Source organism: Galliscardovia ingluviei, assembly GCF_014635685.1.
Lineage (GTDB): Bacteria > Actinomycetota > Actinomycetes > Actinomycetales > Bifidobacteriaceae > Galliscardovia > Galliscardovia ingluviei.
On sequence record NZ_BMDH01000005.1, the window covers coordinates 82,562 to 96,358 of the forward strand.

Annotated in this window: 14 protein-coding genes and 3 tRNA genes; 13 read left to right on the forward strand and 4 right to left on the reverse strand. The window is 47.1% G+C overall.

The genetic code is table 11. The features are described 5' to 3' along the window. Positions 1 to 148 precede the first annotated feature (148 nt). The gene (locus tag IEU85_RS07605) at positions 149 to 916 is read right to left on the reverse strand and encodes an SDR family NAD(P)-dependent oxidoreductase (protein WP_229714834.1); all 768 of its coding nucleotides are present in this window, start codon (positions 914 to 916) and stop codon (positions 149 to 151) included. A gap of 597 nt (positions 917 to 1,513) precedes the next feature. On the opposite strand from IEU85_RS07605, the gene rplJ reads away from it, so the two are divergent. The 5 genes from rplJ to IEU85_RS07630 all read left to right on the forward strand — a co-directional run bounded on the left by rplJ (position 1,514) and on the right by IEU85_RS07630 (position 7,885). After that, positions 1,514 to 2,035 (forward strand): 50S ribosomal protein L10, encoded by a 522-nt coding sequence (rplJ, locus tag IEU85_RS07610; RefSeq protein ID WP_188355660.1) that lies wholly within the window; start codon positions 1,514 to 1,516, stop codon positions 2,033 to 2,035. Between the two features lie 90 nt (positions 2,036 to 2,125). Beyond that, positions 2,126 to 2,509: a 50S ribosomal protein L7/L12 gene (gene rplL, locus IEU85_RS07615; RefSeq protein ID WP_188355661.1), complete on the forward strand. Its 384-nt coding sequence runs from the start codon at positions 2,126 to 2,128 to the stop codon at positions 2,507 to 2,509. 202 nt (positions 2,510 to 2,711) lie between these two features. Beyond that, complete coding sequence (locus IEU85_RS07620; RefSeq protein ID WP_188355662.1) at positions 2,712 to 4,061, forward strand: variant leucine-rich repeat-containing protein; 1,350 nt, start codon at positions 2,712 to 2,714, stop codon at positions 4,059 to 4,061. Between the two features lie 12 nt (positions 4,062 to 4,073). Next, the gene (locus tag IEU85_RS07625) at positions 4,074 to 7,679 is read left to right on the forward strand and encodes a PDDEXK-like endonuclease domain-containing protein (RefSeq protein ID WP_188355663.1); all 3,606 of its coding nucleotides are present in this window, start codon (positions 4,074 to 4,076) and stop codon (positions 7,677 to 7,679) included. Next, positions 7,679 to 7,885: a hypothetical protein gene (locus IEU85_RS07630; protein ID WP_229714835.1), complete on the forward strand. Its 207-nt coding sequence runs from the start codon at positions 7,679 to 7,681 to the stop codon at positions 7,883 to 7,885. The genes IEU85_RS07625 and IEU85_RS07630 overlap by 1 nt, the downstream gene beginning before the upstream one ends. Before the next feature lie 22 nt (positions 7,886 to 7,907). Here the strand turns inward: IEU85_RS07630 and IEU85_RS07635 are convergent, their stop codons facing one another. The 3 genes from IEU85_RS07635 to IEU85_RS07645 form a co-directional block, all read right to left on the reverse strand. Then, on the reverse strand, positions 7,908 to 8,789 hold the full coding sequence (locus tag IEU85_RS07635) for an SAF domain-containing protein (RefSeq protein WP_188355664.1): 882 nt from the start codon (positions 8,787 to 8,789) through the stop codon (positions 7,908 to 7,910). Between the two features lie 58 nt (positions 8,790 to 8,847). Beyond that, positions 8,848 to 9,033 (reverse strand): FmdB family zinc ribbon protein, encoded by a 186-nt coding sequence (locus IEU85_RS07640; RefSeq protein ID WP_188355665.1) that lies wholly within the window; start codon positions 9,031 to 9,033, stop codon positions 8,848 to 8,850. A 235-nt stretch (positions 9,034 to 9,268) separates the two neighbouring features. Continuing rightward, entirely contained in the window at positions 9,269 to 9,856 is a 588-nt protein-coding gene (locus IEU85_RS07645) for a 5-formyltetrahydrofolate cyclo-ligase (protein ID WP_188355666.1), read from the reverse strand. Positions 9,857 to 10,023: 167 nt separating this feature from the next. Between IEU85_RS07645 and IEU85_RS07650 the strand changes: the two genes are divergently transcribed. From IEU85_RS07650 to rpmG, 8 genes are all read left to right on the forward strand, one after another. After that, the gene (locus IEU85_RS07650; protein WP_188355667.1) at positions 10,024 to 10,722 is read left to right on the forward strand and encodes a GNAT family N-acetyltransferase; all 699 of its coding nucleotides are present in this window, start codon (positions 10,024 to 10,026) and stop codon (positions 10,720 to 10,722) included. Positions 10,723 to 10,820: 98 nt separating this feature from the next. Beyond that, positions 10,821 to 12,143, forward strand: a complete 1,323-nt coding sequence (locus tag IEU85_RS07655; protein WP_188355668.1) for a hypothetical protein — start codon at positions 10,821 to 10,823, stop codon at positions 12,141 to 12,143. A 198-nt stretch (positions 12,144 to 12,341) separates the two neighbouring features. Further along, a complete protein-coding gene (gene groES / locus IEU85_RS07660; RefSeq protein ID WP_188355669.1) occupies positions 12,342 to 12,635 on the forward strand; it encodes a co-chaperone GroES in 294 nt (97 codons plus the stop codon). Between the two features lie 199 nt (positions 12,636 to 12,834). Further along, positions 12,835 to 13,089 carry a hypothetical protein gene (locus IEU85_RS07665; protein WP_188355670.1) on the forward strand — a complete coding sequence of 85 codons (255 nt, stop codon included), beginning with the start codon at positions 12,835 to 12,837 and terminating at the stop codon, positions 13,087 to 13,089. 54 nt (positions 13,090 to 13,143) lie between these two features. Then, a tRNA-Tyr gene (locus IEU85_RS07670) sits at positions 13,144 to 13,225 on the forward strand. A 1-nt stretch (position 13,226) separates the two neighbouring features. Beyond that, a tRNA-Thr gene (locus IEU85_RS07675) sits at positions 13,227 to 13,298 on the forward strand. Between the two features lie 4 nt (positions 13,299 to 13,302). After that, positions 13,303 to 13,376: transfer RNA gene (locus IEU85_RS07680), tRNA-Met, on the forward strand. A gap of 39 nt (positions 13,377 to 13,415) precedes the next feature. Then, positions 13,416 to 13,586, forward strand: a complete 171-nt coding sequence (gene rpmG, locus IEU85_RS07685) for a 50S ribosomal protein L33 (protein WP_229714836.1) — start codon at positions 13,416 to 13,418, stop codon at positions 13,584 to 13,586. Positions 13,587 to 13,797: the final 211 nt, after the last annotated feature.

A 13,797-nucleotide genomic window follows, 5' to 3' on the forward strand; every position in this document is an offset into this window, starting at 1 on the left:
ATTGTCTCTGAATACGTTTGCAATATACTTGAGTATAGAATAAGAACGTGCGCATGTAAAATGTTTTGTTTGTATTTTGAAAACGTACTCATATGATGGCTACATCTCAGTTGACATGTCAGAAATGTAGATCGCAATACTTACATCATTATAAATGAGGAATTGCTCCGCCGCGGGAAATAGTGCGTACCACCACACTTGGCACAATCTTCATTGCAGCCATAGTAATGCTTTGTAATATTCCAGGAGTGACTTGTGCCTTGCCTTGTGCAAGAGCATGTAGCGCCGCATCGACAATCTGATCAGCGCTCACCCAGAAGAATGCTGGCATAGCGTTTGCGCTATTTCCTGCATAATCAAAAAAGGCGGTTTTTACAGGTCCTGGTGTTACAGCCAATACACGAATATTGTCAGCACGCAATTCATCAGCAAGTGCCAAGCTGAATGACAGCACCCATGCTTTATGCGCACTATAAGTACCGGCATCCATGCGTGCAGCCATCGAAGAAAGATTGATAATCGCACCAGCCCCACGCTTTTGCATACTTTGTGCTGCATGATAATTCAATCGCATAGTAGCTTCTACCATGACGCGCAGTCCATCTTGTTCTCGTGCTTCAATATTGGTGGTAAATTCAGTTCCCAGTGCAAAACCGGCAGCATGTACTAATACTGCGCATGGGTTTGTCATATCATCAATGCGTTCGCAAACTGTGCGTATCCCCTGTTCAAGACTTAAATCTGCAGGTAGTATTTGCGCATTAACCTCGGTGTACTGTTCAATTTCCTGGGCAAGCACTGCCAAGGAATCCTCATGTCGAGCGACGAGGACCACATCATGTCCTGCACGTGCAAATCGCCATGCAAAAGCTTTGCCAATACCAGAAGTAGCTCCTGTAATAATTGCAACGCTCATGTTCTTGAACTCCTCGCTTTCATGGGTGCGCTGCCATTGCATAGCTAGCACGGTAGTGAGCTGCACTAGTATCAGTGTATCGCTTAACAATCAAATAGTTATAATCAAATTGCCTTACCGGTCAAATCATACGGAAGTTTTAGTGTAACTGGAACTGCTACTGTCCCTTCTTAAATCTTGATGCTTTGAAGCAAGCTAACAGTGCTAACGCATATTAAATTTCAGGTATTTGGTTTGAATTCTCTGGTTGTAAGACTGATACTATGAAGAGCTTCGTTATGGTGCTGCATCTACTTTAATTGCGAAACTCATGGGATTTGAAGTCTTAGGTTGTGTGGCTTGTAGATTTTGCGGTGGTGCTTGTATATTGCTGCTATAATCGGCGTGTTGTAGTATACAGCTTGCTATACTATACATTTTGTACACCAAAGACCGTTGGTTTGAGGTGCTCGACAATACAGCCGAGTGCTTCGCGAAGGATGCCAGCACAGGTGGAGAACTTGAAGGCATGGTTTGTCATGCAGTTTGTGCTCCGCCGGCGTGCGGAGTTTTTTCGTATATGGCTCCTCATCAATGGTTGATTCAGGAAGGAACGCCATGTTAAGGCCCGAAAAGGCTGAGGTCATTGCAGAGCTTACGGAGCTCTTCCGTAATGCGGATGCTGTGTACCTTACTGAGTACCGCGGGCTGAGCGTACCGCAGATTTCTGATCTGCGCGAAAAGCTGGGCCGCGATACTTCCTACACCGTGGCAAAGAACACACTTGCACGTATTGCTGCTAAGGAAGCAGGCATTGAAGGTCTGGACGACATGCTCTCCGGTCCAACTGCTGTGACTTTCGTTAACGGCGATTACGTTGAAGCCGCAAAGGTTTTGCGTGACTTTGCTAAAGAAAATAAGCAGCTCATCGTTAAGGGTGGCTTTGCAGATGGCAGCGTATACGACGCCGAAGGTGTCACCAAGCTCGCTGATCTCGAATCCCGTCCAGTGCTGCTGTCCAAGGTTGCATTCTCTCTCAAGGCTGTGCAGACCAAGGCCGCTCGTGCTCTTGTCGCTTTGCCAGTCAAGGCAGTACGCACAGTGGACGCCCTGCGCGAAAAGCAGGAGAAGGCTGCTTAAGTATAGCCACAGCGCATACTTTAGTATCCAAAATAAACGTAAGACCGGCGCTAGAATACCGCAGTCGGTCATGTAGAAAGGAACGCCATTATGGCAAAGCTCACCTCTGAAGAGCTCTTGGAAGCTTTCGGTGAAATGACCCTCGTTGAGCTCTCTGAGTTCGTCAAGGCATTCGAAGAGAAGTTCGATGTTGAAGCTGCTGCTCCAGCTGCTGTAGCTGTTGCTGCTGCTCCAGGCGCTGCTGCCGCTGCAGAAGAAGAGAAGGATGAGTTCGACGTCATCCTCGCTGCTGTAGGCGACAAGAAGATCCAGGTTATCAAGGCTGTTCGCGGCATCACCTCCCTCGGCTTGGCAGAAGCAAAGGCACTCGTAGACGGTGCTCCAAAGCCAGTGCTCGAAGGCGCAAAGAAGGAAGATGCAGAGAAGGCAAAGGCAGCTTTGGAAGAAGCCGGCGCAACTGTAGAACTCAAGTAATACTCGCGGCTTAAGCCGCTATTACTTCAAGCCTCGTTTGGTACAGTAATGTAATCAGGCGAGGCTTTTGTGTATATGTATCGACACTCTAGGCGTGCCGTAAGCACAAACCAATAAAACATGGCACAATGAACTGTGTGCACATCCTTATAGAATAGTGCAAGTTGTGCATGGCAATGTGCATGTAAAGGAGACTAAAGTGGTGAGTGGACAGCAGTGGCTTATCCGAGTCAATGGCAACGAACAACTACGCGTAGATGACGGCACTAGCGTAATTATTGGGCGCAAACCACTTCGTCCAATCGCCGTAGCACCAGATGTTATTCGGCTTGACATCGTAGATAACACCAAATCAATGTCCAAACAGCATGCCCGGCTCACAGTACAAGTCAATGGCACAGCAACACTTACTGACTTAGGTTCCACCAATGGCACGTGGGTAGTGCAGGCAGATGGTTCACTACAGCGCATTAACCAAGGCGTAGATTTTATGTTGCCAAGCTCCACTATACGATTCCAGTTTGGTGATGTACCAGTTGATTTTGTGCGCGTAGAGCGCGAATACACAGAACCAGTGGCAAACCTCTTCTCCTATGCCGGTGATATTGCACAACAAGCACAACAAGAACGTGGTGCTGCCAATTTAAGTGTCGATGATATTCTTGATATTCGCGCAGGAGAACCAACAGGGTTGCTCAATACCACCAAAGTGCGCAACACTATTGCAGCATTGCATGATGGAGCAATTCAAGATATTGCAGCGCAAAAAGCTGCACAAGCAGCCCTAATTGCTGATAATGAACAGCAGGATAAAGCTCTTTCCGAAGCACAAGAACACATGCGTGCTGCACAAGACGCACTCGTACAAGATGAACCTGTAGCATCGCAAGATTCTGCATCACAGCATGTATTGCCAATTACTCCGCAATCCATAAGTGATCAAGAACAGCATGATTCGCGTGATCTTTTTGCAGACGCCGCCGCAATGCAAACACGAGCACAGGCAAAGAATCAAGAGGCACAAGGAACATCGCAAGGAACACAGGTTGCTTCTACAACACCAACACAGTCTGAGTCACAACAAGTTCAGCAATATAGTGATGCACAGCAGCCACAAGAACAATCAGTATCTGATGAAGCGACAGCGCCTACCACAAGTGCTACACAGCAACAGTATCTAGCACAAACTGCGCAAACACAGCACCCACAAAATATAGCTGAACAAACACCATCACAGGAATATGAGACTGGATATCAGCCAGTATATGAGCCAGGATCAGTGCTTTCAAGACTAACCAGCCAATCTCAGACGCAGCAGGATGAAGTGGTAGTAGACGGCTACTCAAGCCGCGATGCCATCACCACACGTGATTACTCACTGCAATTTGAAATTGCACAGCGCCCAGCACTTGTACCATATTTAGCAATGAATCCTGCCTTGTATGATGACTTATACGCATGGTTAGCAGCACAGGGGAATGCTGATATTGACCGAGCATTGAAAAATAATCGCGGCTACAATGATTATCTTGCTGCTAATAGTGGCAAATAGGAAGGCAATGCAATGAGCGAACAATCCTTGCAGCAAATTCGACAGTGGCGAGAGCAGTATCGCCAAAAAAATGGTGCCTCTCCTCTAGAAGATATTACACAGCTTGACGCACAGCTCGATCTTACCCATGCACACCCATCAGGTATTGCACAATTATTTGCTAGTGGACATGTGCAGTTACAAAGCTTATTTAGAGACTCCGGCATGCTCAAATCAAGCCAGCATCGCCTGCAGCGTGTACTCGAAGATTCGATAGCTGTAGAAAGTGCTACAGGATATGCTCAGCTTTCCTTGGCATCAGGTATTGCCACTTGGAAAGATCATGCAATGCCGCTGTTGCTCTACCCAGTAGCTGTAGTGCGTGATACTGATCGGGATACGCTAGCTCACGCGCAAATACGTTTTATTGCCGCGCCTAGTTTTAATCCGGCATTTATTGAAGCCATGCACCGCAATGGTGTTAATATTGACGCCAATCAATTATTAGATTCATCGCAGTACGCAGATAATGCTCCTGAAGTCTCTGCTCTCATCTCAAAAGTAAATAGCATTGTAGGTAGTGCAGTTGATTCATTTGTGGTTGATCGGCAAATGATTGTGGGTTGTTTTATGCGTCCCGCAACCTTATTCCTGCAAGAAAGCGACCATATTATTGAGCGTATAGCGCAGGGCAAAACTGGCTCTGATGTACTTGATGCACTTGCAGGAGATGAACAAGCGGCAGGATATTTGTCATCATATCCGGTTGCCCAGTATGCGCCTTTTGATAGTGATCCACACGATGAGCTAGAAATTGGTGATGTTGATAATGTCACCAGATATGCCGCAAATATTGCGTCAAGTGGCGCAAGTGCTTTTGTAGATTTACCTGATGCGCGACGTAGTGCCTCTGTGGCTGCTGCCATTGCCAGCCGCGTGGTGATGAATGGGCGCACTGTGCTCTACGTTCCTGCTGTTGCTGAACATAAGCGCGCCTTTACAAGATTTTTGAAGCATCATGAGCTCAACAATATTGTGGTTGATGTGGCTGATCCAGCGTGCAACAGCACCATTGATCATCAACTTATTGCTGCTGTAGGGTATCAAGCAGGAACAGCAAGTAGTCACTTTGATCAGCTCGCTGATGAACTAGTCGGTGTGCGTGCTCGTTTGACAAAGTACTTAGGCGATTTACACGGCAAGAATAGTGAATGGGGCGTCTCTGCATATGAAACCATTCAAAATCTTGCTCGAATCTCCGCTATGGATACGCATCCATCCACACATGTAAGACTTTCAGCAAATACTGCTCGCGCTATCGGCAATCACTTGGATGAGTGGAGTAAGAAGCTGGTTCGTGCAGGTGAACTTGGCGAATTTACTATTAGTCCAGATGACACTGCCTGGTATCGTGCATCACTATACAGTGACCAGGATGCTATTGCCGCATACCAACGGGTAGTGCGATTGCTGGATACGCTGCTACCAACATTGCGTAACCAAATCCGCTCTGTTGTAGAAACCTGCGGGTTTGCTGTGCCTAACGATATTCAAGAATGGGGTCGTCAGGTTAGCGTATTAAAGAATCTGCGCCGTGTGCTGGATGTATTCCAACCACAAATTTTTGAACGTGATATTCAGTCGTTAATTCGTGCCACCGTGCCAAAAGAACAACGCAAAACCCAAGATGGCAATATGGGATTTTGGGAACGCAGACGTCTGATTAAAGAAGCCAAGTCCATGCTGCGCGTAGGAGCTCATGTAGAAGATTTGCATGAGGCGCTTATTGTTGTCGACCGTCAGGCAGGGCAGTGGCGTCAATGCGTGCCACATGGCGGATGGCCAGTGCTGCCGCCTAAGCTGAATGATATTTTGGAAACCAATGATGCGTTAGTTGCTGACTTGACATCGCTGAATACAGTGCTCGCTACCACGCCAAAAGGTGCTGCGCTGGAAACAGTGTCTTTCATGGATCTTGAACAGCGCTTACGTGCATTATTTGATGACCATAAGGCATTAGACACGCTTCCAGAACGCAGTAGGCTGGAACGCGAATTCAAAAACCAAGGCTTAACTGAGCTAGTTGATGATTTGCGCAACCGACATGTCAGCACTCAGGAAGTAGCTGGAGAACTACAGCTTTCTTGGTGGACTACGGTTTTTGAGCTTATTGTGCATGCTTCGGCAGTTATTGCAAACCAGGATGGTTCTGTACTCAGCGCTGCTAGCGAACGGTTTGCCCAAGTCGATAGTGAACATGTTGCTTCTGTAGGACCAATGATTAGTCAAGAAATGACGAAGCGTCTGTCAGAGTTGCTGTACTCGCGCTCGCATGAAGCGAATCAGTTACATACATTATTGGCAGCTCCAGCTCCTGTATCATTGGGTAGGTTGCGTCGGGATTATCCAAAGATTATGTCAGCGACGAAACCAATTATGGTAGCAACTCCGGCAGCATTGGTGGCTGGCACCCCGATGATGCATATGGCTGATGTTGCCATTATTGATGCATGCTCACATATGGATCCTATCGAGTTGCTTTCTGTACTGATGCGCGCCAATCAAGTGATTGTGCTAGCTCATAAAGAAACAATTTCATCGCCTGCTATTGCGCGTCTAACTTCTATGCTCCGTCAGCTGCGTCTTGATGAACGACCTGTGCGCCGCGATGTGCGATTGGCGAATTTCTTGAGTGCTCATGGTTATGGTCCAGTAGTGGTGCCGTTAAGCCCTGTATCGCAGCAAACAGTTACGTATACGCGCGTGCATACTACTGGTGTACCATCGCAGATTGCAGGCATTGTCGATACCAATAAGGCAGAAATTGATGTGGTTGTCGACGCTGTGCGTACTCGTGCACAGTCGTTTACTATTGTTCCTGCCGCATATCTATTGACTATTGTGACATTCTCTCATGCACACCGACATCGTATTGGTGCTGAGTTGAAAGCCGTCAGTGCTAAAGAACCAGGATTGCGTAAGTTCCTGCGTCATGTGCGTATTGTTGATTTGGACGAACTCAGTGCAGCTACGGCAACCGATTGCATTATTACATTTGGTTTTGCTCCAACTTCACATGGCCGATTGATGCAGCAGTTCGATGAGCTTGATGCTGCCGGAAGCGATAAAATGTTGCTGGATGCGCTGGCTACAGCAAGCAACCGTGTAGATATTATTTCTGCGTTTGGTAGCAATGACTTGGATGATGAACGGTTGCGCCAAGCGGGACCACAATTGATGAAGCAGCTTCTGCAATGGTGTGAGCATCTAGAAACTGCAATCGTGCCTCAAGCTATTGCTCAGCATGAGGATACGGATGCACTGCTTACTGATTTGGCAGATCGTATTCGTGCACGAGGCCTTCAAGTGCAGCTAAATTATGGTTTTGAGCACGGCATGCGTATCCCAATGGTGGTTGGTTTGCCAGATAAACCTCCAGTTTTGGCTATTGTTACTGACGATAATCGATTCATGGCTGTAGCTTCTACACGTCGTAGGCATCGTTTTAACAAAGACGATTTAGAGTTGCTAGGCTGGTCTGTGCTTGATGTGTGGAGTGTGGCAGCATTCGTCAATCCAGATAAAGAAGTTGATCGCGTAGTTTCGCGTATGGCCAAGCTCGTAGGAGATGAGCAATAGTGGCTGAACGTAAAGCACATAAGCGTGTAGTGCGCCGTGGTACTGAGCGTGCTGGCGATGATGGTAGTTTAGCAGCTCATGAGGCTACCGATTATTCGCAAGACCCGGAAGTGCTGCGTGAGCACTACAGTAAATCAAATGATGACGATCAGCGTATTTTAGGTGAGCTACCTCCTCACTGGGCAGTGTTTAACACGAAACACTAACGCGAAGCATTAGCGCGAGACATTAGCGCGAGGCAGCAATAATAAACGCGGATCCCTGCTCTTGCGCTCGTACGAGGGCGAGAGCTTGTGATGCCGGTAGCGCTACATCGACACTGAGACTATAGTGTCGACTATCGGTATCAAAAAGTGATAGTGGCGAGCTGGCGCTATCTTCTACTGCATTGTCTTTTGCTTTCGTATGGCGAATAGCGCTGATAAGAGCATGATCGCTCACAGTGCATGAATTTTGTGTTTGATTCGCTTGACTTTCCTGCTGTGTCTGCTCATTATTCGCTTCTGATGTATCGTTATTTGCAGTCGTATCAGTACTTGCATCTGTGGTCTGCTGATTTAGGATAGATTCTGCCGGGCATTGAGTACTCAGTATTTGCGCTGTGTCGCCTACGCTGATATCAGCGGGCATGCTGGCGGGCTGTATGGATACTGTGGTGTGTCCGTTTGGCACTTGCGGAGTTTTTGTTAATGAAGAAGCTAGTAGAGGTTCACCCTGAGTAATAGGAGTTCTGGCTACTAGGCCTATGGCTTTATCAGCTTTGGCGATAATATGGCGTGATACTGTTGATGCTGCAATATTGGTAACAGTAACATCTTCAGCAGTGAGCACACGACCTTGGACAATATCACGCGCAGCAATCACTACGGAATTTGATTGAGTTCGTGTTGCAATAGTAAATAACAGGCAGCACATGAGCACTACAGCACTCAAAGCACACAGTGTGCGACGTATGATTTCACGACGAAATCGAGAAGCAGCAATATCAACATAATCGTTATCTGCAATAGTGTGATGCTGTTTGCTGTAGTTTGTGCCCAATATGCGTTTCATACCACCATCTTGCCAAATCAAGACTGGCAGACCAAAGAAAAAGGGAGCTGTTATCAAACTACCCCCTACAAAACTACCCCCTAATGAGGGGGCATTTACGCTTCGAAACGTTGTATTATTTTTTAGATGCGTCAGTGCGGTAGAAACCACTACCTTTAAATTCAATAGAAGGAGCGGCATATACCTTGCGCACCTGTTCTTGCCCGCACTGAGGGCAGACAGTAATAGGGTCGTCAGTAAATGACTGTTGTTCAGTAAAATCATATCCGCATGAACGGCAACGATAATGATAAGTAGGCACAGCAATCCTCCACACAAAAATAATCCGTTACATATCCTAGCGAATGCAATGACAAGTGCCAGATAAGATTCCAAGAATATGCCGCACGCGCAATTTATACTCTCTGTGTTTTATATTTCAGGAACTCTTATACTATTGCAATCGCACTTTGAAAAATTGAGCAGTGAGTAATTGAATAGTAGGTAATCGAACAGTAAATAATTGAATAATTCAGCAGCGCTTGTGCACAGTACAGTCACTGCCATAGTTGTAATGATTGAGGAGTAAGTGCCCCTTGCACGCGAATATCATGTGATTGAGCAGGCAATGCAGTATTTACAACTTCCCAAGGCCATACCATAGTTACTATAGGAGCTTGCTGTTGCTTGTACAGTAAAGCGCGGTCGTACCAGCCGCCTCCACGACCTAACCGCACGCCATGATGATCGACGGCCAGCCCTGCTGTAATAATGCAATCCGCCTGACCTAAGGCCTCACCAGAAAGTACCTCAGTATCTGGTTCTAGCGGTCTCCAAGAAGCTCCAACTGATTGCAATATTGTATCGCTTCCAATTTGACTCCAACCAATTTGCATTCCGGAACCTAGTCTTGGCACTAGCACATGCTTACCAAGCTCTAGTAGATGATGAATAAGGGGGAGCGTAGGCACTTCATTACCCATAGCCAGATATAAAGCAACACATTGAGCTTGGCTCAAATCTGCCCAAGTATCAGCATGAGCAATAACAGCTAGTCCTGCATCTTCTAACTCTTGAGGACTTATCGCTTTCCTTCGAACTAATAGTTGCTGGCGCAATTCCTGTTTTTCTAATTCCACACTCATATCACATAATCTAAACGCATGTACCTATATTGCAGGTATCTGATTGCCGGATGCGGTGTGTGCTTGTGCTGTTGTTTCAAGGACCTGTGTTACTTACCTTACTATGTTTGAACTTGCACTGTTTGAACTATGTACGGCTTGTACTATGTGATGCGCACACTAGTATTATGTTCCGAGTATTTTCCCGACTAGGTGCGACTCGTCATACTGATACACAGCATAGTGCGTTAGCATGGCAATTACCCGATCCTTTTGATGCGCCTACTGGGCATCAACAATTGCGGTTACGTCCGATGCAACTGGCTGATTGGGAAGAATATAGTGAGCTGTGTGCCCGAAATGCAGCATGGCTTGCACCATGGAAGTCTGGAAATCCAATTGATATGCCATCTATCGATGTGGAACAATGGATCGCCATCCAGCAGCGCGAATTACGAGAGGGACAAGGTGTGCAGCTGCTTATGGAGCATGGCGGTCAGATTGTTGGCAATATTTCACTGGGCGCTGTGGTGTATGGCTCTGTGCGCTCAGCAATGATTGGATACTGGGTAGATCAAGCATGGGCTGGTCATGGTTTTGCTCCACTTGCTGTGGCAATGTTGACACAGTGGGCATTATGCGACAGTTTAGGACCGAAATTACATCGTATTGAAATTGCTATTATTCCTACAAATCAGCGCTCGCATGAAGTAGTGCGTAAATTGGGGTTTACTTACGAGGGGACAATGCGCAATTATATGTATGTCAATAATGCGTGGCGCGATCATGATATTTATAGTTGTCTTGCAGAAGATATAGTGCCCGCAACTGTAGATAGTGCGCAAGGTGGGAAGCATAATATTTTAGCCAATCGACTATTGCAATAGCAGTCTTTCATGCCGCATGCTATAGTTGCAAAACATAAATACGACACGCCAACACGACATGCCGTAAAACTTCAAAGGCGTACCCTAATGTAGTAGGCATGAATCTTGATTCGCTTGCGAGTGTTGTGTTATGGGTGACTATTGCACTCGTAATCCTTGGTATCCAGCCTTGGAAAACATTCGCGGCGATGGGCAAAGCAATCGAACATCACGATGATCGATACTCAACAAGAATGCGTATAGTCAACGTAGATGAGTTGGGGTATATGGCTGCGTGTGATGATTGTGAGAAAGGAACCGCTATGCTTTCACCTACGAATGCATCAATTATGGATGATGTGTATGTGGCTCGTGTGCGAGCTGAACGTAGGAAAGCAATCGGTCGCAGGAGGATTCTCGTACTTGCCCTTGCGGTGATTACCGTAGTGACACTGGTAGTGGCTGTTGTTGCGCATTTTAGTCCAGCATTTGCTCTTATTCCTGCTGGATTAGAGGCGGCGGTGTTATGGCTAGGAGCGCGTGCGGCGAAGTCTGCTCGGGCATGGGAAGCTCGGGTTGCGCAAAGCCGTCAGCGTCAGCGTGAGCTACAGACACGTAATCAGGCACATTTGACTGCTCATGCGCCAGTAAGTGAACCATCTACATACAGCGGATCTGCATATCAGGATGATGTACGTGAAGGTGTTCAGGTTCATGTTGAGGCTCAAGATGATGAGCTGGCAACTGATGTACTCTCCAGTGAGGCAATAGCTGGAACGATTGAACAGGCACGCCAAGATCGTGCGGCAGCATTACGTGCGCGCCGTGCTATGCAGTTGGCTTCACGGCAAGAAGCAACCTCTGATCGTGCTGGCAAACAGAATGCAGCGTTGGATGAGCAACAACCATCTGCACAGTCTGCAGAGCATGCTAGAGACGCTGTTGAGTCTGAACAAACAGTTGCGAATACGAATAATGCAGCAGCTGATGTTCAAGAGCAAGAAGTGACTCAAGGAAGTGCTGCTCAGGGTCAAGATCGTGTTGATGACAATACGCACGAGTTGGCTAGTATTCAGCCTGCGCACGCGCTTGATGCTTTTGAAATGGCAGTCAATCAAGATCTTATTTCATTCTCGCTTGGCGCTCCACGTAATGGAGAAGACGTGCCAACTGCTGAGCCACAGAGCTTGCCTATTGTTTCTCTGAAGCAGGTTGCTCAGGCGGTACCGGTAGATAGTGAAGAAGTTGCTGCTGTGGCACAAGAGCAAACTCAAGATGCTGATTCTGGTGTTGTTGATGAAGCTGAAACAGCTTCTGAGGATGCTACTGAACACGCAGTAACAAATTCAGTGGCAGACCCTGTAGAAGTTGAAGTGCCTGCTGCGTCTGTGGAATCATTAGGTGCCGATGTTGATGCAGTACTAGCTCGCCGTCGTAACTGAGCAGCGTTACAGAGTTTGTGAATTTGTGAAAATTCTGTTCTAAAGCACTTCGCCTGTGGCAAACTGTTAGCACTCGAGTTGGCAGAGTGCTAAATTCGCGCTACCATATGTGTTAGCGCGTCAGGATACGCTATAGTGTTCGTCAGCCTCTATAGTGGTGTTCCAGCGTATAAGCACAACTACAAGAGGAGGCATACAGTGTCACTTGCACTCAAGCCGTTAGAAGACAAGATTGTTATTAAGCAAGACGAGGCAGAAACTCGCACTGCTTCTGGTTTGTATATTCCAGATAGCAATAAGGAAAAGCCACAGCAGGGTGAAGTACTTGCTGTAGGTCCTGGTCGTCGTGACGACAAGGGCGAGCGTATTCCTATGGACGTTCAGGTTGGCGATAAGGTGCTGTATTCCAAGTATGGCGGCACCGAAGTCACTTACGGTGGAGAAGATTATCTGATCGTTTCCGCTCGCGATATTTTGGCTGTGCTCGGCTAGTATTGCATAAGTTGCGCATTGCATGTTTGTGTAATGCATAAGCGTGTAGAACGCTTTTATGTGATGCGTGGATATTTGATTAAGCTCACCTTAGGGTGGGCTTTTTTAGTATCTGCATATTGTGTGAAATGCGTGTATAGAACTGTACTTTAGGGCAAAAGTATATTACACTAAGGGGGTTGTTAGGGGGAACTACAAAATGTTGGATTCGCATGTACTGAAACAATTGGAGCAGCTTGACGCCGTTGACTTTATTGATCGACGTGGGCGCATTCACTATGCTCATTGGTTTGTGGGATATGCTCTTGATCAGTATGTGCAAGGCAAAGGTCCCAAGCAGATTTTTATTGAAGCAGGCTTTCCGGTAGAGATTATGGGGTATAAGCGGGTAGAGCGTGCTATGTCAAGGTGGAGAAAGACTGCTGGGATTGACGCGACACGCCATTTGCATTAGTCCGCATTGTGTGCTTTACTAGTCAAGTTGCCAGTTGCAGTAATGCAGCGGCACGGCGGATTTCCCAAGCGGTCAAAGGGACCTGACTGTAAATCAGGCGCTTCGTGCTTCAGTGGTTCGAATCCACTATCCGCCACGCCCCGATAGCTCAGTGGTAGAGCACTTCCTTGGTAAGGAAGAGGTCGTGAGTCCAATTCTCACTCGGGGCTCTCTGGCGGGGTAGCTCAGCTGGCTAGAGCGTACGACTCATAATCGTAAGGTCAAGAGTTCGAGTCTCTTCCTCGCTACTCATTCGGGGAACCGATAACTAACTACTACAGAGGTGAATGATGGCAAAAAGCGCCGATATCCGTCCAGGCATCACGCTGGCCTGCACCGAGTGCAAGGAGCGCAATTACATTACGACCAAGAATCGTCGTAACACTCCTGATCGTCTTGAGCTCAAGAAGTTCTGCGCCCGTTGCGGTAAGCAGACTCTCCATCGCGAGACTCGCTAGTTAGCGATTACAAACGTTGACCCGACCATTGTGTCGGGTTTTTTTGTTTTCCTGTATTTTGATTTAGTTTTTGAGTAGATACTTGGTATTATTTTCCTGTTAGATTCGTGATATTTGCGGATTCTGGGGGTTGTGGTGAGACGGCGTGGTCTCGCTGGCATGGTGTTGAGCATTGTGGCTTGTGCTGTGTTGGTTGTTGTTGTGGTTGTTG